We start from the raw sequence: 23,316 nt of genomic DNA on the forward strand, positions 1-23,316 counted from the left end.
AATTTCTGTTTGTACTGGCTGTTGCCATGTATTTTTTATAAAGCGAAATCTGTGCCAACTTTTAAAACACCCCCAAAAGGCGTTATCATGCGCACCATAGTGCAAAAGGGCTGCACCACAATGGATTTGTTGCACCAGTATAGTGCTTCGATGTGAACATTGAGCACCATATTGGTGCAATTTACGTTAAAGTGCCCTTTTACCGCTCCGTGAAAGCGATCACAAAGCATCTCTGCAATACTTGTTTGCGGGGGATGTTTGTGATCCTGTTTTGTAGTGCGATTAATCCGTGTACAATAACGCGCTATTTCTAAATGCCTGAGGCAAAGTTGTGATCGAAAATTTGCGTAACATCGCCATCATCGCGCACGTAGACCATGGTAAAACTACCCTGGTTGACAAGCTGCTGCAGCAATCCGGTACGTTTGATGCGCGTGCCGAAACCCAAGAACGCGTGATGGACTCCAACGATTTGGAGAAAGAGCGTGGGATTACCATCCTCGCGAAAAACACCGCGATTAAATGGAATGACTACCGTATCAACATCGTTGATACCCCAGGGCACGCCGACTTCGGTGGTGAAGTTGAACGTGTAATGTCCATGGTAGACTCCGTTCTGCTGGTCGTTGACGCAATGGATGGCCCAATGCCACAGACGCGCTTCGTGACCAAAAAAGCTTTTGCCCATGGTCTGAAGCCAATCGTTGTTATCAACAAAGTTGACCGCCCTGGCGCGCGTCCTGACTGGGTTGTTGACCAGGTCTTCGACCTGTTCGTTAACCTCGACGCGACCGACGAGCAGCTGGACTTCCCTATCGTTTACGCCTCTGCGCTGAACGGTATCGCGGGTCTGGACCACGAAGACATGGCTGAAGACATGACCCCGCTGTATCAGGCGATTGTTGACCGTGTTCCTGCGCCAAACGTCGATCTCGACGGTACCCTGCAGATGCAGATCTCTCAGCTCGACTACAACAACTATGTTGGTGTTATCGGCATTGGTCGTATCAAGCGCGGTAAAGTGAAGCCGAACCAGCAGGTTACTATCATCGATAGCGAAGGCAAAACCCGTAACGGTAAAGTCGGTAAAGTGCTGACTCACCTGGGTCTTGAGCGTATCGAGAGTGACGTTGCGGAAGCGGGCGACATCATCGCCATCACCGGTCTGGGTGAACTGAACATCTCCGACACCATCTGCGATCCGCAGAACGTCGAAGCGCTGCCAGCCCTGTCCGTTGATGAACCAACCGTATCCATGTTCTTCAACGTCAACACCTCTCCGTTCTGTGGTAAAGAAGGTAAATTCGTTACCTCCCGTCAGATCCTTGACCGCCTGAACAAAGAGCTGGTGCACAACGTTGCGCTGCGCGTTGAAGAAACCGAAGACGCTGACGCATTCCGCGTTTCGGGTCGTGGCGAGCTGCACCTGTCAGTTCTGATCGAAAACATGCGTCGTGAAGGTTTCGAGATGGCGGTTTCCCGTCCGAAAGTTATCTTCCGCGAAATCGACGGACGTAAACAAGAGCCGTTCGAAAACGTAACGCTGGACGTCGAAGAGCAGCACCAGGGTTCTGTCATGCAGGCACTGGGCGAGCGTAAAGGCGACCTGAAAAACATGAATCCAGATGGCAAAGGCCGCGTACGTCTCGACTACGTGATCCCAAGCCGTGGCCTGATCGGCTTCCGTTCTGAGTTCATGACCATGACGTCCGGTACCGGTCTGCTGTACTCCACCTTCAGCCACTACGACGACGTGCGTCCGGGCGAAGTGGGCCAGCGTAACAACGGCGTGCTGATCTCTAACGGTCAGGGTAAAGCGGTTGCGTTTGCGCTGTTCGGTCTGCAGGATCGCGGTAAGCTGTTCCTGGGTCATGGTGCGGAAGTTTACGAAGGCCAGATCATCGGTATTCACAGTCGTTCTAACGACCTGACCGTAAACTGCCTGACCGGTAAGAAACTGACCAACATGCGTGCGTCCGGTACTGACGAAGCAACGGTTCTGGTTCCACCGATCAAGATGACTCTGGAGCAGGCTCTGGAATTCATCGATGACGACGAACTGGTCGAAGTGACTCCACAGTCAATTCGTATCCGTAAACGTCACCTGACCGAGAACGATCGTAAACGTGCAATGCGCGGTGCGAAAGAAGACTAATACGGTCAATCCGTAGGCCGGGTAAGCGCAAGCGCCACCCGGCAACGTAAAAGCCGCTGAGAAATCAGCGGCTTTTTTATTAGAACGAATACCGTAACCCTAAGCGAATCCGGTACTGCTCGCGGTTGTAATCATTCCATCTGTCCAGCCACTGAAGCTCAAGGTACGGCAGCCAGTTTCTGTCGATCTTATAGCTGAATTTATTGGTGATTTCCCAGTGATGGTCTTTGCCGTTTTTGCTGTGATAATCATTCACCCGCTGGAAAAAGTGCGGTTCAAAGGTGTAGAAAAACGCATCCGTCACTTTGAAATTCCAGTAGTTGGCAAACTCGTGCGTGTCGTTCTTATCCATCTGCCCGTTGTCATCCGGCGTATCGTAATTGGTATGGTTATAGCGATAGCGAAACGTCAGGTTGAACCAGTCGACGAATTTATAGTTGGTGTCCAGATAGACCGCACCCCCCGAACCGGCGCTGCTGTCGTTAATTAATCCGCCAGGCTGGAAGGTGAGTTTGTCGGTGGGTTTAAAGAGCGGATACCACCCCTCAATTTCGTTATAGCTGTGCTTCAGCTCGTCCCATTTCCCCACGTTATAGGCGTTGGTGAACATCAGCCCCGCGCCCATATCGAAGTTATAGCCCGCACGCAGGATCACCTCGTGCAGCTCAGAGGCCGTGTTGTAGGCTTCGCGCGTTTCGACATAGGCCCCGGCAAATACCGGGCAGGACACAGACGACACGATCAGTACGGTAATGATTCTTTTCATAATTTGTCCATGTATCAGGTACAGAAAGGCCTCCCTCCTGATAAGCAGGAAGGACATAGTGGCCGGATTTATTGTTATAAAGTGACTGCTGACGCTTTATTGTTGGTGGTTATCTCAGGGGTATTTGCGGTTTGTTTTTTCCGTTTTCCAATCTCCTCGATAATAAAAGCGAAGCGCGCTTCGTTGAGTTTATAAAACAGCCCCATGGTCACGGCGGCCACGATCGCCAGGCCGCACGGCCAGAGGAAAATAAGCTGACGCAACCCCAGCAGCGTGCCTGCGCTCTGCACCGCATGGGGAACGTAGCCAATCTGGGTTAGCATGATGCCGGGCAGGAAGCCGGCGAGGGCGGCGGATATTTTGCGCGAGAAGGTATACCCGGTGTACACCGACCCTTCTGCGCGGATGCCGGTTTTCCACTCGCCGTAATCGACGGTATCCGGCACCAGCGCCCAGTTCAGGCTATTCACAAACGCCGTGCCGAAGAAGGCCATGCAGGAAAACAGCACGAACAGCAGGGAGCTGGTCCCCAAGAAGAAGTTCAGCACGTCACCCACTGCCCACAGCGCCAGCCCGCCCAGATAGACCGGCTTCTTGCCGAAGCGCTTCACCGCGCCGGGAACCAGAAACACGCCAATCAGAATGCAGCCCATGCTGAAAAAGCCCATCCACGACAGCAGATGGAGATCGTTCAGCACGTACTGGGTGTAATAGACCTGAATCGCCAGCTTGATGTTAAACGCGGCGAGGGTGCACAGGTTGGCGATGCACAGCACCAGCAGCGGCGGGTTGCGGAAAATCGCGCAGAACGATTTCAGAATGCCGGGCTTATGGTGATCGGGCGCGATCTCCACGTAGCGCTCCTTCACGCCGCTGTAGCACCACCACATGCAGAACAGGCCGCCGGTCACAAACGCCAGCGCGGCCACCAGATAACCGAGTGAAGGCTGGTGGACGAACAGCGCCTGGATGGGCATAAAGCCGACGGTGCAGAGCAACAGCCCCACCGTTGCGCCGCCCTGACGCCACGCCGCAAGCTGCGCACGCTCGTTGGGGTTTTTGGTCATGGCGGGCACCATCGCGCCGTAAGAGCAGTTCATCAGGCTATAGCACAGGCCAAACAGCATGAAGAGCGCGGTGGCGAGCGCCGTTTTCACCGTCAGGCTAAAGTCGTTGGCCATAAACTGCGCCGTCGCGACCAGCGCCACCGGAACGGAGGCATAAAGGATGAAGGGCCGGAATTTTCCCCTCGCGCCGATATTGCGCCGGGAGTCCAGCAGCACGCCGGTCAGCATGTCGGTAAACGCGGTAAAGAATTTCGCCACCAGGAAAATAATACCGCCGTAGAACGCGGGCAGGCCCAGCTCATCGGTGTAAAACTTCAGCAGATACAGCGTGCCAATACACAGCATCAGGTTCGAGCCAAAATCGCCCATCCCGTAGGCGCACTTCTCTCGCAGGCTCAATTTCAGGGTTAACGGATCACGGTTATGTGTCATGGTCGATCCTCAGAGCGCCCCGCAGGGCGCGCTATCTCGTCTTTTATGCCGTACGCTTGCGCAGTTCAATCTCTTCGACGATGCGCACATACATCTTCTCGTTGAGGTTGTAGAAGCAGCCCATCGCCACGATGGTGATGACCGCCAGCAGGCTCGGGTAGATAAAGATCAGCTGGCGCAGCCCTTCAACCGTCCCGGCGGACTGCACCACGTTGGGCACATAGCCGATCTGCGTCAGCATAATCCCCGGGAAGAAGCCCGCCAGCGCCTGAGACACCTTGCGAAAGAAGGTAAACCCGGTGTAGACCGTTCCCTCAGAGCGCACGCCGGTGCGCCACTCGCCGTACTCCACGGTATCGGACACCAGCGCCCAGTTCAGGCTGTTCACAAACGCGGAGCCGAAGAAGGCCAGGCAGGAGAACGCCACAAAGCTCACCGAGCCGCCGCCGAAGAAGTAGTTGAGCAGATCGCCCGCCACCCAAATCGTCAGCCCGCTGATGTAGACCTTTTTCTTACCGAAGCGCCGCACCGCGCCGGGCATCATAAAGACGCCGATAAAAATGCAGCCCATGCTGAAGAAGCCCATATACGACAGCAGGATCGGGTCGTTCAGGACGTACTGCGTGTAGTACACCTGGATGGCGAGCTTGACGTTAAAGGCGCCCAGCGTGCACAGGTTAGCAATGCAGAGGATAAACAGCGGACGGTTCCCGGCGATGGCGCGAAACGACTGCAGCAGACCCGGCTTTTGCGCCGGATGAGCGGGCCGCGTCTCGACGTAACGCTCGGTCACGCCCTTATAGCACCACCACATAAAGAACAGCCCGAACAGCGAGAAGAGGGTAGCGGCAAAGATATAGCCAAGCTGGTCGTTGCCCTCAATCAGGTTCATCACCGGCACAAAGCCGACGGTGCAGAGCAGCAGGCCGAGCGTGGCGCCGCCCTGACGCCAGGCGGCCAGCGAGGCGCGCTCGTTCGGGTTTTTGGTCATGGCGGGCACCATCGCGCCGTAGGAGCAGTTCATCATGCTGAAGAACAGGCCGTACAGCATGAACAGCACCGTCGCCATGACCGTCTTACCCGTGACCTCAAACGGCGTGCCGACAAAGTTGGCAATCGCCAGCAGGGTCACCGGGAACGCCGCGTACAGCACGAACGGGCGGAATTTCCCCTTCGGGCCGATCCTGCGCCGGGAGTCGAGCATGATCCCGGTGCCCATGTCGGTGAAGGCGGTGAAGAACTTGGCAATCAGGAAGATGATCCCGCCGTAGGTGCCCGGTAGCCCCAGCACGTCGGTATAAAACTTCAGCAGATACAGGGTGCCAATATCCAGCAGGATATTCGAGCCGAGGTCGCCCATCCCATAGGCGAGTTTTTCTTTAAACGGCAGGCGTAGGGTTGCCGGATCGGAAGTATGTTGACTCATTATTATTCTCCGTCTGCCCGCAGGTTTCCCTGCGGGCGAGCCTTATCAGATATGACGTAAGGTGCTAAACAGATCTGCCCATTCGCTGTGCTGGCGATAGAAGACCGGCGGCTTGCCGAGCGGGGCGTCAACGGTCACGTCACCGCCCCGGCAGGTTTCTCCGGTCCACGCATTCACCCAGCTGTCCTGCGGCAGATAGAGCGTCCAGTCGGTGCGCCCCTCTTCGTGAACGGGTGCCACCAGCAGATCGCGGCCAAACAGATACTGGTACTTCAGCGTGTAGGCGCGCGCGTCGTCCTCGTAGTGCAGGAACAGCGGGCGCATCACCGGCAGGCCGCTTTTCGCGTTCTGCGCGACGGCGGCTTTGATATACGGCTTCAGGGTGGTGAAGACGGTGGTCATGCGCGCGAAGTGCGCGATGGTTTCCGCATCGCCGTCGAACTGCCAGTTGTCGCCGGGACGATTGCCCTCATGGGTGCGCATCATCGGCGTGAAGGCGCTGAAATCGCACCAGCGCAGCAGCAGCTCTTTGCTGCGCTTCATCCCGAACAGGGTGGTATAGCCGCCGATGTCGCTGTGGTGCAGGCCGTGCCCGGTCATCGCCAGGGAGAGCGCCGCCGGAATCACCGAGGCCGGGCCGTCGTCCAGGCTCCAGTCGACGTTCTGGTCGCCCGCCCACATCATCACGGAATGCTTCTGGCTGCCGGTGTAGCCCGCGCGCATGAAGAACAGGATCTCCCCGAGCTTGCCGGTCTCTTCCAGCGCCTCGTAGTTACACTTCGCCCACAGGGCAGGCCAGGCGTTGTGCATGATCTCCGCGCTGACGCCGTTGTGCAGGAAGGTGTCGGTCGGCAGGTACTCCCCGAAGTCGGCCATCCAGCCGCTACAGCCCAGTTCGATCAGGTTCTGTTTGATGACCTCTTTGTACCAGTCCCAGGCTTCCGGATTGGTCAGGTCGATAACGCCCGCATAGAACTCACCGAACTCGACGTGGTAGTCCTTGCCGTCGGCATTTTTGGTCAGATAGCCGCGTTTCGCCGCCTCTTCGCACAGGTCTTTATCGCTGGCTACGTACGGGTTGATATAGGAGAGGAACTGCACGCCTTCCTGTTTCCACTGCTGAATACGCGCATCAAGCTGCGGGTACAGCTCGCGGTTCCACTTCCAGTTCCACATCACGCGTTTGCCGAAGGAGGTCATCCGGATGCCGGACCAGTCCTGCGCCCAGATGCCGTTTACCTTCACGCCGCCTTTGCGCATCACGTCGAGCTTCTGCTGACACACCTCGGTGCCGCCCTGAATCCCCAGCGTCACGCCGTCGTACACCCAGTCCGGCAGTTCTGGCTGTCGCCCCAGCAGAGCGGTGAGTTTTTCCAGCAGATCGATGTACGTTTCCGCACATTCAAAGCGCAGCGTGGCGTTATCCTCCCAGAACGCCAGCTCGTGGAAGTCCGGCGCGCTGAAGTCGAAGTTCATGTAGCAGCTGTTATCCACGTGGCAGTAGTACTTCTGGGTGCTCACAAACGTCGGCTGCGGGAAGAAGGTCCAGTAGTAATCGCCGCCTGCGTTCTCCTTGCAGTCGGCCTGCCAGGTGACAAAGGTTTGCTTGTTACGACCCACGCCCTGCTCGCTGGTCCACAGCGGGAACGGCTTGCCGCGCAGATCGAAATAAGAGAACTGCTCGCCGCAGCCGTAGATATGATCTTCCGGCTGCGCCGCCAGCCGCAGCCAGATGCGGTTATGGCGGGCGGCATCATTGCTGAGCTTCAACTCCAGACGGCCTTCGGCATCCACGCCCACCCGCAGCGTCGCGCTCACCGCGTCGCCCCGGGTAAAGCGGATCGCCCAGCCCGCGCTTTGCTGCGTAACGGTTGCGTCCGTCAGGGCAATCTTTTCGTTGAGCCTGTCCTTGATGCTGAAGTTGCCGCGAAACATCTCGATATCGGCCTCGCCCGCGCCGATCCACAGGCAGGGCGCTTCCGCGCTGTGGGACAAAATCAGGCGGTTTTCCCAGTGCAGGGTGAAACCCCTTTCGTTATTTTTCAGATCAATATTGTGTAGGGTACGCATAAGAGCTCCGTCTTTTATTATTTGGCCAGGCTATCCAGCAGGCCGGCGGCCGTTGCCGGGGCTAAGCCCGGAGCCAGCGGCAGGCGAGGGATCACCAGGCAGTGCAGCAGATGGTAAATATCCTGCTTGCCGTCCCAGACTTTGGTCGTCACTTCGTTATTGGTGTCCAGCTCCTGCCACCAGGAACCGTTCTCGTAATCCATCAGGTACTTGATGCAGTAATCCCACCACCTCTGATACCAGGCTTCGTACTGCGCTTCGCCGGTCACGGTGTAGAGCGCGTAAGCCGTGCCCATCGCCTCGACGATCGGCCAGCGCACGCGCTCGCGCACGATAGGCTTGCCGTCCCAGCCCACGGAGTAGACAAACCCGTCCGCACCGTCCGGTGCCCACGCATCGCGAATGGTGGCGTGGAACAATCCTTTCGCATCTTCCAGCAGCCACTCCGGCGGCGTTTCAAAGCGGGCTTCCAGCGCGGCGCGCAGGTGCAGCATGAGGCGGCCCCACTCGATCCAGTGCCCCGGCGTGCCGCCGTAGGCGCGGAAACGGTGGGCAGGATTGTCGATGTTGTAGTCGCGGATCGGGTTCCAGTCAGTGTCGAAATGCTCGTTAACGCGGTACTCCCCTTTGCGCGCCACGTCGTGAATAATCACCGAGGCGATGCGCAGGGCGCGGTCGAGCCACTTGCGGTCGTGCGTCACGTCATAGACGATCAGGAAGGCTTCCACGGCGTGCATGTTGGCGTTGCCGCCGCGATAATCCTCGGTTTTGCTGAAGGCCTCGTCCCAGGATTCGAGGCACATTTGCTCTTCCTCACTCCAGAAATAGCGCTCGATCACCTCAATGGCGTCGTCCAGCAGCCTGCGCGCCTGAGGATGGCCGGTAGTCACGGCGCTCGCCGCGCCCAGCAGCACGAAGAAGTGCTGATAGCCCTGCTTGGAGGCGTCAATCACGCCCTCATCGTTCACGCAGGCGTACCAGCCCCCGTGCTGTTTGTCGCGCAGCGGGCCGTTGAGGGCATTAATACCGTGCTCAACCAGGGCATACGCGCCGGGACGGCCCATGTTGGCGGCCACCGCGTAGACGTGCAGCATGCGGGCGGTGATCCACAGATGCGTGCCCATATCGCTGCGCACCTGACCGTTATTGCCCAGCCAGCCAAAACCGGTCGGCACGGCGGCGTTTTTACCGAAGTCGAAAATACGGTCGGTCTCTTGTTCGAGCCAGCGGTTATGGCTCAGGGTATTAAACCATTTCATGTTCGGGTCCTTTCCTAGCGGCGAGCCATCATTTCGTCGACGATCTCACCCAAACGCTGCAGTTTCGGCACGGAGACGTCGCGCAGCATCATGTCCGTATCCGGCAGCCCTACCACGGACGACCACACGGCGCGACCGGCTAAAAAGCCGGAAGCTCCCGCCTGCATGGCAACCTGCACCGCGCGCGGGAAGAGCTTGTCGTCCACGCCGGAAGAGAGGATCACCCACGGCATATTGATTTCCGCGTTCAGCTTCTGCGAGGCGGCCAGCAATTCCTGCTGCGTACCTTTACCGAACAGCGGCATCTCCACTTTGTAGAGGTCGGCCCCGCTGTCGCCCAGCTCTTTCGCCGCATCAATAATCGCCTGCTCGCGGTCAAACGCGGCACCGCGACGCGGCGGACGCACCACCGGCTCAATAATGCTCAGCAGCCCGTTGCTGTGGCACAGCGTGTTGAACGCCTGCACCATCTCCAGCCGCTGCTGCGGATCTTCATCGCTGCGCCACAGCACCAGCAGCTTCAGCGCCTTGCCGCCGTCGCGCCTGACCGCCTGCGCGTCGATGGTCTTGTCGATGACCACGCTGTCGACCGGAATACCGTTGCCCGGTATAAACTCGTCGGCGGCCACAATCATTGCGCAGCTTTTGGCAACGGCATGCTGCTCGACGATCTGGCGGTAGCAGAACTGCTGGTCGACGAGAATGGCGGAGGCGTAAGGCGACAGGATTTTGGCGGCGTTAACCTTAAAATCCGTGAGGTGCTGGTCGGTGACCGGCACCGGCGCGCCAGCCGCTGCAAACATCAGGCGCATCGCTTCGCGCTGGTCCACGGCCAGCATCGCAAAACCGCCGGAAGGTCGGGTGATATCTTTCAGGGTGTACATCGTCATTCCTCAGTCCTTTCGTATCAGTGTGTTTTTTTCAGCCCGGCAGATGCGCGAACCTGTTCGAGAATGGCCGTCCAGTCTTCGCGCCCGCGCCCGGCGGCGCGTGCCTGGCTGTAAACTTCGCGCGAGGCCGCGCCGAGCGGCATCGGGACGTGGAGCTGGTTGGCCACGTCGAGCGCAATGCCCAGATCTTTATGCGCAAGGTCGATCATGAAGGCGGGTGAAAGATCCCCTTTCAGCACCTTGTTCGGCCACGAGGTTGTGAAGTGGCCTTTGCCCGCAGGCGTGCCGCTCATTACCTTGAGCGCCACGTCGAAGGAGAGACCGAGCGCTTCGCACAGCACGGCCGCCTCGGCCGACAGCGCGTTCAGGGCAATGCTCATGTAGTTATTGATGAGCTTCACGCGGATGCCCATGCCCGGCCCGCCCGCGTTAATCAGCTCGTTGCCCATTGCCATGAGTACCGGGGTGGCGCGCTCAACCTGCTGCGCCGTGCCGCCTGCCAGCAGAAGTAACGTACCGGCGATGGCATGGTCAGACGTGCGCCCGACCGGGACGTCCATCAGGCTGAAGCCGCGCGCCGCCATGTCGCGGATGAGCGCGTCGGTTTGCAGCGGATGGATGGTAGACATATCTATCACCAGCGCGTCGCGGGACAGCCCTTCGCAAACGCCGTGCTCGCCGAACAGGACGATGCGCACCAGGTCGCCGTTTGGCAGCATGGTGATGACAAATTCGGCCTCCGCTGCGGCCTGCGCGGGCGTGGCTGCCGCCCGTGCGCCGCTTTCCACCAGCGTCTGAACCGCCTGCGGGTTAACATCAAAAACCTGAAGCCGGTGTCCCTGCTTCAGCAGATTCTTCGCCATTGGCGCGCCCATCTGCCCTAAACCGATAAATGCGATTGCTGACATGCCTCTCTCCTGTCACTTCGTGTCAATTTTTGCGCGTTTATATTGTCTGTTTTTGATCGTATTTGTAATTTATCGTCAAAAAATAGACATGAGTCACTTTTTAAACATTTGGTGAAATTAAAATGACGGCATCAGAAATCGCAGAAGGAATCACCATGACTCGCATCGTTTGTGTCGGCATTACCGTGCTGGATCGCATCTGGTATCTCGATGATTTACCGAAGGAAGGTGGGAAATATGTCGCAAAGGACTATACGGAAGTGGGCGGCGGCCCGGCGGCTACTGCGGCGGTGGCGGCGGCAAAGCTGGGGGCGGAAGTGGATTTTATTGGCCGGGTGGGGGACGACGACACCGGCAGACGGCTGCTCGCGGAGCTGGAATCCCTGGGGGTGAATACACGCTATACGCGCGTGTTCAGCGGTGCCCGCTCGTCACAGTCGGCGGTGCTGGTGGACGCCAGCGGGGAGCGCGTCATCGCGAACTACCCCAGCCCCGACCTCCCCGCTGGGGCAGACTGGCTGCAAGAAATCGACTTCTCACAATGGGACCTTGTACTAGCGGACGTGCGCTGGCACGACGGGGCAAAACAGGCGTTCACCCTTGCCCGTCGGCAGGGCGTTCCGACCCTGCTGGACGCCGACGTCACCCCGCAGGACATCGCGGAACTGATCGCCTTAAGCGACCATGCCGCCTTCTCCGCGCCGGGGCTGCGGCGCTTAACGCAGGTGGAAGAAACTGCTGGTGAGCTGAAAAAAGCACAAACGCTCACAAATGGACATGTGTATGTAACCCAGGGGCGAGACGGCTGCTTCTGGCTGGAAAACGGCACGGTGTGCCACCAGCCCGGCTTTGAGGTGGATGTCATTGATACCACCGGCGCTGGGGATGTTTTCCACGGCGCGCTGGCGGTCAGCCTGGGGCAGCAAGTCCCTGTGGATGACGCCGTGCGGTTTGCCAGCGCGGTCGCCGCCCTGAAGTGCACCAGGCCCGGCGGGCGTGCGGGGATACCCGACTGTGATCAAACCCGCTCTTTTTTGTCACTTTTTGTATAAAATGCGGGGCGTGATGGTTTTCAGAGGACAGCCCATGAGCCTTACCGAACTGACCGGCAACCCGCGTCACGATCAGCTGCTGACGCTGATTGCCGATCGCGGCTATATGAACATTGATGAACTGGCGCAGCTGCTGGATGTCTCCACGCAAACGGTGCGGCGCGATATCCGCAAGCTCAGCGAGCAGGGACTGATCACGCGTCATCATGGCGGCGCGGGCAGAGCGTCCAGCGTGGTGAACACGGCGTTTGAGCAGCGCGAAGTGTCGCTCACCGAAGAGAAGCGGGCGATTGCCGAAGCGATTGCAGACTACATTCCCGATGGCTCCACCATCTACATCACTATCGGGACGACGGTGGAGCACGTTGCCCGGGCGCTGCTGAACCACAACCATCTGCGCATCATCACCAACAGCCTGCGGGTGGCGCATATTCTTTATAAGAATCCGCGCTTCGAGGTGATGGTGCCCGGCGGCACGCTGAGAGCGCACAACGGAGGAATTATCGGGCCTGCTGCGAATGCCTTTGTCTCAGGATTTCGTGCGGATTATCTGGTGACCAGCATGGGGGCGATTGAAAGTGATGGCACTCTGCTGGAGTTTGACGTCAATGAAGCCAGCGTGGTGAAAACCATGATGGCTCACTCGCGCCATATTTTACTGGCGGCCGATCATACGAAGTACACCGCCTCCGCCGCCGTGGAAATTGGCAACGTGGCGCAGGCCACGGCGCTCTTTACTGACGAGCTCCCCGGCTCCACGCTGCAAAACCATCTTAAATCCAGCAAGGTTGAGGTCGTTGAAGTGAATTCAAACGACGAACAGCAGGCGGGTTAATGCGTTTATGGCCCGGACTTCAGGTGCGGGCCGCTCCTTTCTCTAAGCTGAATCTGGCGCATAGCCAAACCTTCTCTTTCCCGCTACAGTTAATTTTCCACGGCGAGCAGGAGATAAACATGCTTTATATCTTTGATTTAGGAAATGTAATCGTCGACATCGATTTTAATCGGGTGCTGGGCGCATGGAGCGATTTTAGCCGTGTTCCGCTGGCGACGTTAAAGCAGAATTTCGCGATGAGCGAGACCTTCCACCAGCACGAGCGCGGTGAAATCAGCGACGAGGAATTTGCAGAACGTTTCTGCCAGGAGATGGGACTTTCGTTAAGCTACGAGCAGTTTTCCCACGGCTGGCAGGCGGTATTTGTGGCGATTCGGCCAGAAACGATCGACATCATGCACAAACTGCGCGAGCAGGGGCACCGCGTGGTTGTCCTGTCCAATACCAACCGCCTCCACACCACGTTCTGGCCTGAGGAATATCCTGAGGTTAAGGCGGCGGCAGATAAAATCTATCTCTCGCAGGAGATGGGCATGCGTAAGCCTGAAGCGCGGATTTACCAGGCGGTTCTGCAGGCAGAGGGATTCACCGCGGCCGATGCGGTCTTTTTCGACGACAATGCCGATAATATAGAGGGGGCTAACCAGCTGGGTATCACGTCAATTCTGGTGACCGGAAAAGAGACTATCCCCAACTACTTTGCGAAGCAGCTATGCTAAAAACCGTTCATCAAAAAGCCACACATCATACGCGTCCGCTGCGGGCCTGGCTGAAGCTGCTCTGGCACCGCATTGATGAGGACAATATGACCACGCTGGCGGGTAACCTCGCCTACGTGTCGTTGCTTTCACTGGTGCCGCTGGTGGCGGTTATCTTTGCCCTGTTTTCCGCCTTCCCGATGTTTGCGGAAGTGAGCGTACAGCTTCGCCACTTTGTTTTCGCGAATTTCATTCCCGCCACCGGCGACATCATTCAGAACTACATTGAGCAGTTTGTTGCCAACTCTAACAAGATGACGGCGGTGGGGGCGTGTGGTCTTATCGTCACCGCGCTGCTGTTGATGTACGCCATTGATAGCGCGCTCAACACCATCTGGCGCAGTAAAAAAGCGCGGCCCAAGGTTTACTCGTTTGCCGTCTACTGGATGATCTTAACGCTGGGACCGCTGCTGGCCGGGGCGAGCCTTGCGATCAGTTCGTACCTTCTTTCGCTGCGCTGGGCGAGCGATTTTAACGGTGCCATTGATAACGTCCTGCGCATCTTCCCGCTGATTCTGTCGTGGCTCTCTTTCTGGCTGCTCTATAGCGTTGTCCCGACCACGCGCGTACCTAACCGCGATGCGGTAGTGGGGGCGCTGGTGGCGGCGTTGCTGTTTGAGCTCGGTAAGAAAGGGTTTGCCCTCTACATCACCATGTTTCCGTCCTATCAGCTGATTTACGGCGTGCTGGCGGTGATCCCCATTTTGTTTGTCTGGGTATACTGGACCTGGTGTATCGTCTTGCTTGGTGCCGAAATAACTGTCACTCTCGGCGTATACCGCGAACTTAAAAAAGCAGCAGCAGCTGAAAAACAACAAGAAGCAGACCAACCATGATTGCATTGATTCAGCGCGTAACCCGTGCAAGCGTCACCGTGGAGGGAGAGGTGACGGGTGAAATTGGCCCAGGACTTTTGGTGTTGTTAGGTGTCGAAAAGGATGATGACGAACAAAAAGCCAACCGCTTGTGCGAGCGCGTGCTGGGCTACCGCATTTTCAGCGATGCGGAAGGAAAGATGAACCTGAACGTCCAGCAGGCGGGCGGCAGCGTGCTGGTGGTGTCCCAGTTTACGCTGGCGGCGGATACCGAGCGCGGCATGCGCCCGAGTTTTTCTAAAGGTGCCGCGCCGGATCGTGCAGAAGCCCTTTACGAGTACTTTGTTGAGCGTTGTCGCCAGCAGGAAATGAATACGCAAACCGGACGATTCGCTGCAGATATGCAGGTATCGCTGGTGAACGATGGCCCCGTCACATTCTGGCTGCAGGTATGAGCATACTTACGGCATGGCCGCGGGTAACAAGAGAGAGTACAGCTATGTATCACCTTCGAGTACCGCAAACGGAAGAAGAGTTAGAGGCCTATTACCAGTTTCGCTGGGAAATGCTGCGCAAGCCATTACATCAGCCGAAAGGCTCCGAGCGCGACGCCTGGGACGCGATGGCCCATCACCAGATGGTGATGGACGAAGAGGGTAACCTCGTCGCCGTCGGGCGTCTGTATATCAACGCCGATAACGAAGCGTCTATTCGCTTTATGGCGGTTCACCCTTCCGTACAGGATAAAGGGCTGGGCACGCTCATGGCGATGACCCTGGAGTCCGTGGCCCGTCAGGAAGGCGTTAAGCGCGTCACCTGTAGCGCCCGCGAAGATGCCGTGGAGTTTTTTGCCAAGCTCGGTTTTGTGAATCAGGGGGAAATCACCGCCCCGCAAACCACGCCGATTCGTCATTTTTTGATGATCAAACCCATCGCCACGCTGGACGACATTCTTCATCGCGCCGACTGGTGCGGACAGCTCCAGCAGGCCTGGTATCAGCACATTCCGCTCAGCGAAAAAATGGGCGTGCGCATCCAGCAGTACACCGGGCAAAAATTCATTACCACCATGCCGGAAACCGGCAATCAGAACCCTCACCACACGCTGTTTGCGGGCAGCCTGTTTTCCCTGGCCACGCTCACCGGCTGGGGGCTGATCTGGCTGATGCTGCGCGAGCGCCATCTGGGTGGCACCATCATTCTTGCGGATGCTCACATTCGTTACAGCGCGCCGATCAGCGGCAAGCCGAGCGCGGTGGCCGATCTGGGTTCACTGGGCGGCGATCTGGACCGTCTGGCACGCGGCCGTAAGGCGCGTGTACAAATGCAGGTTGAACTGTTTGGCGATAAAACACCGGGCGCGGTGTTTGAAGGCACCTACATTGTTCTTCCGGCGAAGCCTTTTGGCGCGTATGAAGAGGGCGGGAACGAGGAGGAGTAGCCTCTTTCGTTTTTATCGCCGGGCGGCACTGATCCGCCAGGCGATATCCCGCATCACGTCCCTCGCCGACTGACTCACGCCGCCAAGCTGAAAGAAACCGTGTATCACACCCAGCCACCGTTGGGCTGTGCACGTCACCCCCTGCTCTGAAAGATGCCGATACAGCATCTCGCCCTCATCACAGAGCGGATCATACTCAGCGGTAACAATATGCACTGACGGAAGTCCGCAAAAATCATCCCGCCACAGTGGGCTGGCTTCTGGATGTTGGCGATTGGTGCTGGCCAGATACATTTCATACCCGCTGAGCAGGGTGTCGCGAGTAATGACATAATCCGCACCGTTGAGAATATAGCTTTCAAAACGAGCCGTCGCGTCGAGCATTGGGTAGATCAGGATCAGCTGTGCTGGTTGCCAGACACCTTTCGCTTTGAGCCGCAGCGACGTCACCAGCGCCAGATGTGCCCCTGCACTGTCTCCGCAAAGGGTTATCCGGTTTCTGTTAACCCCAATTCTGTCGGCATACTGCCAAACTAAATCTGCCCCTCTTTCAGCGTCGTCATGTGCGGCGGGGAAAAGATGCTCTGGCGCAAGCCGGTACTGCACCGCAACGATACGGCAGTTGCCTTTAAACACCAGCTGGCGAAGCTGATTATCATGCGTTTCAAACCCACCGCTGACAAAACAACCGCCGTGATAGTAGATGGCTGCAGGCAAGGTTTCGGGTGCATTGAGAGGCGAAAACACCCGAAAGGTCATCTCCTCAAGAACGAGCGTTTCAACAATGACGCGGTTTTCAGTCTCACCGGCAAGTTCTGTGCTCGCAATATACCCGGCTCTGCGGTCATCAATACTTTGCTTTCGCGGGGAGGGCCGTCCTGCCGCAATAAAATCCTGAACAAGCTTATCAATACCCTTTTCCAGCGCCATGGCTACGTCCTTATGCTGTATTTATATACAGCTTTATAGCCTGGTTTACGGCAGATGAAAACAGAGAAATTTGCGAGTGTGAACATTCTGGAAAGCGGCTCGCAAAACCTGCAACTACCCTGGCTATGTCCTTTAACTCTGTTTTTAATGTGGATATATTGCCTGAAAATTAACCGCAGATGATATACTAAGGTGATATATGAGTCTTTTGGCGAACCTTGATATGGGCAGAATACTGATCGATTTGTCTGATGACGTGATTCAACGACTGGATAACCTTAAGCAGTTACGCAACCGGCCCCGCGCCGAATTGCTGCGGGAAGCCATTGAGCAATATCTTGACCAACAGAGTTCATCGGTTATCCGCGATGCGCTTGGCCTGTGGGGAAACCAGCAGGAAGATGGGCTTGAGTATGAACGCAAGCTGCGTGAGGAGTGGTAATCATGGAGCACATGGCAGTGTTTGATACCAATATTCTCATCGATCTTTTTAATAATCGCGTTGAGGCTGCTGATGCGATTGATCGCACAGCTTCGCATCGCGCCATTAGTCTAATCACGTGGATGGAAGTCATGGTGGGCGCGCGCAAGCACGGCCATGAAGCGAAAACGGCAGCAGTCATGGGTGCTTTTGAAATTATTGATGTTACGCGGGAAATTGCTGAAAGAAGCGTATTACTTCGTGAACGGCACGGGATGAAACTGCCTGATGCTATCATTCTGGCCACAGCTCAGAGCAGAAATTGCCCGTTGATTTCTCGAAATACGAGAGACTTTCAGGGCATTCCCGGGGTTGTTTCACCGTACCAGCTGTAGGCCGGGCAAGCACGCGCCGCCCGGCACTGTCACAGGGAACTACTCCCCTTCACCCGGGAACAGGAACGGGTTGATCGAGCTGCGGGCAAAGCCCTCCTGCTCCATTTTGGCATCCAGAATCAGCGAGGCGAGATCGTCGGCCACCGCTTCGACTTTCGGGTCCTTTTCCTGATACAGAATCTTCAGGTAAGTGCCGCAGTCGCCGCAGCTTTCGGCTTTCACTGCCGCATCTTCATTCTCCAGCGACCAGTAGTTGAGATCGCGGGTCTGCTCGCAGTTGCTGCACTTTATGCGCACCACGTGCCACTCGGTTTCACACAGGTTGCAGTGCAGGTAGCGCAGCCCCTGCGTGGTGCCGATCTGCACCATGCTCGATACCGGCATGGAGCCGCAGACCGGGCAGAACTGGCGCGCCTCGCCGTATTCGGCGCGGGCTTTACCGGGGATCAGGCTGGCCATTTGCGCCCAGTAAAGCGACAGTGCCGCCCAGATAAACGGCGCCTTATCGCTGCTGACCAGCGAGAAATCGGAGGCAAACAGCGCGCTCGCCATCTCTTCCAGCTCCAGGTCAGAGGCTTTTTCCAGATTTTCGATCACCGCCAGCGCGGTGCCGCTCATCTCCGGCTTCAGCTCGGCAATCAGCGAATGCAGCAGCTTTTGCCAGTGCTTGTCGCGCGGCAGGACGTGAATGTCCAGCGGCGGCTTGCCCTGGGCGTTGGCTTCTTTGATGCGCGCGGTCAGGTCCATTTGCAGCGGGTGGTCATACAGCACCACTTCCTGCGCGTGGGCAACCAGCGCGGCAAAACGCAGAAAATCGCCCAGCGGGTTGTTCTCTGCCAGCTCGCGCAGGCGCTCTGCGCGGCGGTTGTAGAGGTTCTTGAGTCTGGGGAATAACAACGGCGGAATATAATCCGCCGTGCGTTTCTCGCTCGACCCCAGCTCATCTTGCGGGATTATGCGAATACTCATTCAGATGACTTTTCCTGTTTCTGGCGGACTTCACGGTACCAGCGCGGGTGATGCTTCTTCGCCCACGTGCTGGTGACCCAGCCTTCCACCATCGCGGTAATGGTGCCTTTCACCCAGAGGGCGGCGTAGATATGCACCATGATAACCACAATTAACGCTACTGCGGCAAATGAATGCAGCATCAGCGCGAATCGGATCACCGGGATTGAGAAAGCAGGCGCAAAGTACGGACGCCAGATGATCACGCCGCTCACCAGCAACAGGACCAGGAAGATAATCGCCGCCCAGAATACGCATTTCTGGCCGAAGTTATAACGCCCGGTGTCACCCACTTCCTCGTTGACGACGATCTTACGAATATTCTTCGCCCAAAAGATATCATCCCGATTGATTAGGTTATGGTGCCAGTAGCGGAAAAACATGATGATGAACGACGCGAACATGATGACGCCCACAAACGGGTGCAGAATGCGCGCCAGCTGTGGTGTGCCCATGATCTGCATCAGCCAGTTGAAGGATGGGAAGAAGAATCCCAGCCCGCTTATCGCCGCCAGCATGAAGCAGAAGGCGGTGACCCAGTGGTTGATGCGTTCCGGCGCGGTGTAGCGCACGATGGTGTCACGTTTTCTCATTTGCGCACCTCGTCTTTCTCTTCATGCAGATTGTCGTCTTCCTCTTCCGCGCGGTTCGGACCCACGCCGACGTAGTGGAAGATGCTCGCTGCAAAGGTCGCAGCAAAGCCCACCGCGGCCAGCGGTTTCCAGATGCCTTTCCAGAACTTCACGGTGGCGCTGATTTCCGGGTTCTCCGGCAGGCCGTGATACAGGTTCGGCTTGTCGGCGTGGTGCAGCACGTACATGACGTGCGTACCGCCAACCCCGGCCGGATCGTACAGGCCCGCGTTGTCATAACCACGAGTTTTCAGCTCGCCCACGCGCTCTGCCGCCAGCGTTTTCATATCCTCTTTAGAACCAAAGTGGATAGCGCCGGTTGGGCAGGTCTTCACGCATGCAGGCTCCTGGCCGACGGTAACGCGGTCCACGCACAGCGTGCATTTGTAGACGCGGTTATCTTCCGGGTTCAGGCGCGGTACGTCGAACGGACAGCCCGCGATGCAGTAGCCGCAGCCGATGCACTGTTCGGACTGGAAGTCGACGATGCCGTTGGCATACTGAATGATAGCCCCTTCTGACGGACATGCCTTCAGGCAGCCCGGATCCGCGCAGTGCATACAGCCGTCTTTGCGGATAAGCCATTCCAGCTTGTCGTTCTGCTCCACTTCCGAGAAACGCATCACCGTCCAGGACTTGGCGGTCAGGTCCGCCGGGTTGTCGTACACCCCGACGTTGTGACCCACTTCGTCACGCAGATCGTTCCACTCCGAGCAGGCCACCTGACAGGCTTTACAGCCGATGCAGGTGGTCACGTCGATAAGCTTCGCCACCTCCTGCTGGTGGTCCCGCGCCTGAGGCGCGGGCGTGAAACTATTTGTCGCGGAACGACGGATAATGTCTTGAGATTGATAAGCCATAGGTCGTCTCCGTTACACCTTTTCCACGTTCACGAGGAAGGCCTTAAACTCCGGCGTCTGCGTGTTCGCATCGCCGACGAACGGCGTCAGGGTGTTCGCAATGAACCCTTTCTTCGCCACGCCCTCATAGCCCCAGTGAATCGGAATACCGATGGTATCCACCTGCTGGCCGTGAACGTTCAGCGTGCGAATACGCTTGGTCACCACCGCCTTGGCTTTAATGTAGCCGCGGTTAGAGGAAACCTTCACGGTATCGCCGTGGGCGATGCCGAGCTTGTTCGCCAGCTTCTCGCCGATCTCCACAAACTGTTCCGGCTGCGCGATGGCGTTAAGCAGCGCGTGCTTGGTCCAGTAGTGGAAGTGCTCGGTCAGACGGTAGGTGGTGCCCACGTAAGGGAACTTGTCCTTTTTACCCAGCGCTTCAAAGTCGCCCTTGAAGATACGGGCCGCCGGGTTAGAGACCACGTTCGGGTGCAGCGGGTTGGTACCCAGCGGCGTCTCAAACGGCTCGTAGTGTTCCGGGAACGGCCCTTCTGCCATCTTATCAATGGCAAACAGACGTCCCATCCCTTCAGGCTGCATGATAAACGGCCCGACGTCGCTGCCCGGTGCGGCAGTGCTGTAGTCCGGAATATCCACGCCGCCCCATTTCGCGCCGTCCCACTTCAGCAGCTGACGCTTCGGATCCCACGGGTTGCCCTGTGGGTCAGCGGAGGCACGGTTATAGAGAATGCGGCGGTTGAGCGGCCACGCCCATGCCCAGCCCAGCGTATTGCCGAGGCCCGACGGATCGGCGTTGTCGCGGTTGGCCATCTGGTTGCCTTTCGGCGTCCAGCTACCGGCAAAGATCCAGCAGCCGCTTGACGTGGTACCGTCATCGCGCAGGTGCGCGAAGGTGCTGAGCTGATCGCCTTTCTTCGCCAGCACGGTGCCGGTGGCCGGGTCGATAACGTCCGCCAGCGCCTTACCGTTGCTCTCCATGGCCACTTCTTCGGGCGCAGGGTTTTCCGGCGTCGAGTAGTTCCAGGTCATGTTCAGAACCGGTTCCGGGTTCGCGCCGCCTTCAGCCGCGTACATCTTACGCAGGCGCAAGAAGATACCGGCCAGGATCTCGCCGTCGTTCATGGCGATGCCCGGGGCGTCCGCGCCTTTCCAGTGCCACTGCAGCCAGCGTCCGGAGTTAACGATAGACCCGTTCTCTTCCGCGAAGCAGGTGGACGGCAGACGGAACACTTCGGTCTGAATCTTCGACGGATCGACGTCGTTCGATTCGCCGTGGTTCTGCCAGAAGGTTGAGGTCTCGGTATTGAGCGGGTCAATCGTCACCAGGAACTTCAGCTTCGACAGAGACTCAACAACCTTGTTCTTGTTCGGGAACGAGGCCACCGGGTTAAAGCCCTGGCACAGATAGCCGTTCACTTTGCCCTGGTGCATCATCTCGAAATACTGCAGAACGTCGTAGCCTTTGTCCCACTTCGGCAGCCAGTCAAAGCCCCAGCTGTTTTCCGCCGTTGCTTTATCCCCGAAGAACGCTTTCATCATCGAGACGAAGAACTTCGGATAGTTGCCCCAGTAGTTCACCTGGCCTTCCAGCAGCGGTTTAGGCGTGCTGGCCGTGAGGTAGGTTTGCAGGTCGGTCTGCTTCTCGCTTGGCAGGGTCATGTAGCCCGGCAGGCTTTGCGACAGCAGGCCGAGGTCGGTCAGGCCCTGAATGTTGGAGTGACCGCGCAGGGCGTTCACGCCGCCGCCTGCCATCCCCATGTTGCCGAGCAGCAGCTGAACCATCGCCATGGTACGGATGTTCTGCGCGCCGATGGAGTGCTGCGTCCAGCCGAGGGCGTAGAGGAACGACGCGGTTTTGTCTTTCGCGCTGGTTTCGGCGATCAGCTCGCACACCTTCAGGAAGTCCGCCTTCGGCGTACCGCAGATGTTTTCGACAACTTCAGGCGTGTAGCGGGAGACGTGCTCTTTCAGCAGGTTCCACACGCAGCGCGGGTGTTGCAGGGTGGTGTCGCGCTTCGCAAAGCCTTTCTCATCCAGCTCGTAGTTCCAGCTGGTTTTGTCGTATTTGCGTTTTTCGGCGTCGTAACCGCTGAACAGGCCATCTTCGAAGTGGTAATCCTCACGCACGATCAGGCTGGCGTTGGTATAGGCTTCGGTGTATTCGCGGTTATATTTTTCGTTGGTCATCAGGTACAGCAATACGCCTGACAGGAAAGTGATGTCAGTACCTGAACGAATAGGGGTGTAGAAATCCGCCACTGACGCCGTACGCGTAAAGCGGGGATCGATCACAATCAGTTTCGCACCGTTGTGGATTTTGGCTTCCATCGCCCAGCGGAACCCGACAGGGTGCGCTTCAGCGGCGTTACCGCCCATCACCACAATGAGGTTGGCGTTCTTGATGTCGACCCAGTGGTTGGTCATCGCACCGCGACCAAATGTTGGAGCAAGACTTGCTACCGTTGGTCCGTGTCAGACACGCGCCTGGTTGTCGACCGCGAGCATACCGAGTGCGCGCGTAAATTTCTGGGTTAAATAGCCGGTTTCGTTGCTGGAGGCAGAGGCACACAGCATCCCGGTGGAGAGCCAGCGGTTGACCGTCACGCCGTCGGCGTTCTTCTCAACAAAGTTGGCATCGCGATCTTCTTTAATGTGTTTTGCGATGCGGTCGAACGCCTCTTCCCAGCTGATCTGCTGCCATTTGTCGGAGCCTGGCGCGCGGTATTCCGGGAATTTCAGGCGGCTTTCGGAGTGGATGAAGTCCACCAGACCGGCCCCTTTCGGGCACAATGCGCCGCGGTTAACCGGATGATCCGGGTCACCTTCGATATGGAAAATAGACGCTTTGGCGTTTTTAGCACCGTCGCCGAGGCTATACATCAATAGCCCGCAACCGACAGAGCAGTACGTACAGGTATTACGGGTTTCACGGGTGCGCAGCAGCTTATACTGCCGCGTTTCCGCCAGCGCTACGCCGGGGGCAAAGCCCAGCGCCGCTGCCGTGGTGCCTGCCATACCGCCAGCGCAGATCTTAAAGAACTGCCTTCTGCTGACCTGCATGGGTCACTCCTTGTTTCGACATTGCTTACATATGTAGTTTTGACTTCGCGGTTGAGAATTGACCGCAAAGGAAAAAATTTGCGTTAATCCCTCAATTCCACGAGGGATATCATCAGAATACCACAATGTCGGT

Annotated in this window: 21 protein-coding genes; 9 read left to right on the forward strand and 12 right to left on the reverse strand. The window is 57.5% G+C overall.

Annotated elements, in window-relative coordinates; translation table 11 throughout:
- The first annotated feature begins 331 nt into the window (after positions 1-331).
- A complete protein-coding gene (typA, locus tag ACJBF3_RS19225) occupies positions 332-2,155 on the forward strand; it encodes a ribosome-dependent GTPase TypA (protein ID WP_032639914.1) in 1,824 nt (607 codons plus the stop codon).
- 79 nt (positions 2,156-2,234) lie between these two features.
- Here the strand turns inward: typA and ompL are convergent, their stop codons facing one another.
- The 7 genes from ompL to yihU all read right to left on the reverse strand — a co-directional run bounded on the left by ompL (position 2,235) and on the right by yihU (position 10,973).
- A complete protein-coding gene (gene ompL / locus ACJBF3_RS19230; protein WP_045329484.1) occupies positions 2,235-2,921 on the reverse strand; it encodes a porin OmpL in 687 nt (228 codons plus the stop codon).
- Positions 2,922-2,995: 74 nt separating this feature from the next.
- The gene (locus ACJBF3_RS19235) at positions 2,996-4,420 is read right to left on the reverse strand and encodes an MFS transporter (protein ID WP_045329486.1); all 1,425 of its coding nucleotides are present in this window, start codon (positions 4,418-4,420) and stop codon (positions 2,996-2,998) included.
- Between the two features lie 43 nt (positions 4,421-4,463).
- Positions 4,464-5,846: an MFS transporter gene (locus ACJBF3_RS19240; protein WP_045329487.1), complete on the reverse strand. Its 1,383-nt coding sequence runs from the start codon at positions 5,844-5,846 to the stop codon at positions 4,464-4,466.
- 45 nt (positions 5,847-5,891) lie between these two features.
- On the reverse strand, positions 5,892-7,916 hold the full coding sequence (locus ACJBF3_RS19245) for an alpha-glucosidase (RefSeq protein WP_045329489.1): 2,025 nt from the start codon (positions 7,914-7,916) through the stop codon (positions 5,892-5,894).
- Between the two features lie 17 nt (positions 7,917-7,933).
- Complete coding sequence (gene yihS / locus ACJBF3_RS19250; protein WP_045329491.1) at positions 7,934-9,175, reverse strand: sulfoquinovose isomerase; 1,242 nt, start codon at positions 9,173-9,175, stop codon at positions 7,934-7,936.
- 14 nt (positions 9,176-9,189) lie between these two features.
- A complete protein-coding gene (yihT, locus tag ACJBF3_RS19255) occupies positions 9,190-10,065 on the reverse strand; it encodes a sulfofructosephosphate aldolase (protein ID WP_045329492.1) in 876 nt (291 codons plus the stop codon).
- A gap of 17 nt (positions 10,066-10,082) precedes the next feature.
- Positions 10,083-10,973, reverse strand: a complete 891-nt coding sequence (gene yihU, locus ACJBF3_RS19260) for a sulfolactaldehyde 3-reductase (RefSeq protein WP_045329494.1) — start codon at positions 10,971-10,973, stop codon at positions 10,083-10,085.
- A gap of 155 nt (positions 10,974-11,128) precedes the next feature.
- Between yihU and ACJBF3_RS19265 the strand changes: the two genes are divergently transcribed.
- The 6 genes from ACJBF3_RS19265 (at position 11,129) to fabY (ending at position 15,874) form a co-directional block, all read left to right on the forward strand.
- Positions 11,129-12,025, forward strand: a complete 897-nt coding sequence (locus ACJBF3_RS19265) for a sugar kinase (protein ID WP_045329496.1) — start codon at positions 11,129-11,131, stop codon at positions 12,023-12,025.
- 34 nt (positions 12,026-12,059) lie between these two features.
- Positions 12,060-12,860: a DeoR/GlpR family DNA-binding transcription regulator gene (locus ACJBF3_RS19270; RefSeq protein WP_045329498.1), complete on the forward strand. Its 801-nt coding sequence runs from the start codon at positions 12,060-12,062 to the stop codon at positions 12,858-12,860.
- Positions 12,861-12,979: 119 nt separating this feature from the next.
- Positions 12,980-13,579, forward strand: coding sequence for a glucose-1-phosphatase (yihX, locus tag ACJBF3_RS19275; protein ID WP_045329577.1), 600 nt, complete (start codon positions 12,980-12,982; stop codon positions 13,577-13,579).
- Entirely contained in the window at positions 13,573-14,454 is an 882-nt protein-coding gene (locus ACJBF3_RS19280) for a virulence factor BrkB family protein (RefSeq protein ID WP_045329499.1), read from the forward strand. The genes yihX and ACJBF3_RS19280 overlap by 7 nt, the downstream gene beginning before the upstream one ends.
- Positions 14,451-14,888: a D-aminoacyl-tRNA deacylase gene (gene dtd, locus ACJBF3_RS19285; protein WP_008501836.1), complete on the forward strand. Its 438-nt coding sequence runs from the start codon at positions 14,451-14,453 to the stop codon at positions 14,886-14,888. Before ACJBF3_RS19280 ends, dtd begins: the two co-directional genes overlap by 4 nt.
- A gap of 44 nt (positions 14,889-14,932) precedes the next feature.
- Positions 14,933-15,874 carry a fatty acid biosynthesis protein FabY gene (gene fabY, locus ACJBF3_RS19290; protein WP_045329500.1) on the forward strand — a complete coding sequence of 314 codons (942 nt, stop codon included), beginning with the start codon at positions 14,933-14,935 and terminating at the stop codon, positions 15,872-15,874.
- A gap of 12 nt (positions 15,875-15,886) precedes the next feature.
- On the opposite strand, the gene ACJBF3_RS19295 is transcribed toward fabY, so the two are convergent.
- A complete protein-coding gene (locus ACJBF3_RS19295) occupies positions 15,887-16,804 on the reverse strand; it encodes an alpha/beta hydrolase (RefSeq protein ID WP_406545240.1) in 918 nt (305 codons plus the stop codon).
- 199 nt (positions 16,805-17,003) lie between these two features.
- Here ACJBF3_RS19295 and ACJBF3_RS19300 point away from each other — a divergent pair, with 199 nt between their 5' ends.
- Both ACJBF3_RS19300 and ACJBF3_RS19305 read left to right on the forward strand, forming a co-directional pair.
- A complete protein-coding gene (locus ACJBF3_RS19300) occupies positions 17,004-17,246 on the forward strand; it encodes a CopG family ribbon-helix-helix protein (RefSeq protein ID WP_045329502.1) in 243 nt (80 codons plus the stop codon).
- A 2-nt stretch (positions 17,247-17,248) separates the two neighbouring features.
- Positions 17,249-17,620: a type II toxin-antitoxin system VapC family toxin gene (locus tag ACJBF3_RS19305; protein WP_045329503.1), complete on the forward strand. Its 372-nt coding sequence runs from the start codon at positions 17,249-17,251 to the stop codon at positions 17,618-17,620.
- A 39-nt stretch (positions 17,621-17,659) separates the two neighbouring features.
- Here the strand turns inward: ACJBF3_RS19305 and fdhE are convergent, their stop codons facing one another.
- Genes fdhE through fdnG form a run of 4 tightly spaced genes read right to left on the reverse strand, consistent with a single transcriptional unit; the run spans position 17,660 to position 23,183 of the window.
- On the reverse strand, positions 17,660-18,589 hold the full coding sequence (gene fdhE, locus ACJBF3_RS19310; protein ID WP_025912306.1) for a formate dehydrogenase accessory protein FdhE: 930 nt from the start codon (positions 18,587-18,589) through the stop codon (positions 17,660-17,662).
- Positions 18,586-19,221 carry a formate dehydrogenase cytochrome b556 subunit gene (fdoI, locus tag ACJBF3_RS19315; RefSeq protein ID WP_008501832.1) on the reverse strand — a complete coding sequence of 212 codons (636 nt, stop codon included), beginning with the start codon at positions 19,219-19,221 and terminating at the stop codon, positions 18,586-18,588. Before fdoI ends, fdhE begins: the two co-directional genes overlap by 4 nt.
- Positions 19,218-20,120: a formate dehydrogenase subunit beta gene (gene fdxH / locus ACJBF3_RS19320; RefSeq protein ID WP_010436855.1), complete on the reverse strand. Its 903-nt coding sequence runs from the start codon at positions 20,118-20,120 to the stop codon at positions 19,218-19,220. The genes fdoI and fdxH overlap by 4 nt, the downstream gene beginning before the upstream one ends.
- 12 nt (positions 20,121-20,132) lie before the next feature.
- Entirely contained in the window at positions 20,133-23,183 is a 3,051-nt protein-coding gene (fdnG, locus tag ACJBF3_RS19325) for a formate dehydrogenase-N subunit alpha (RefSeq protein ID WP_114138456.1), read from the reverse strand.
- Positions 23,184-23,316 lie beyond the last annotated feature (133 nt).

The sequence above is a fragment of the Enterobacter sp. PP-008-ECC_S150 genome (genome assembly GCF_045257065.1).
GTDB lineage: Bacteria > Pseudomonadota > Gammaproteobacteria > Enterobacterales > Enterobacteriaceae > Enterobacter > Enterobacter chengduensis.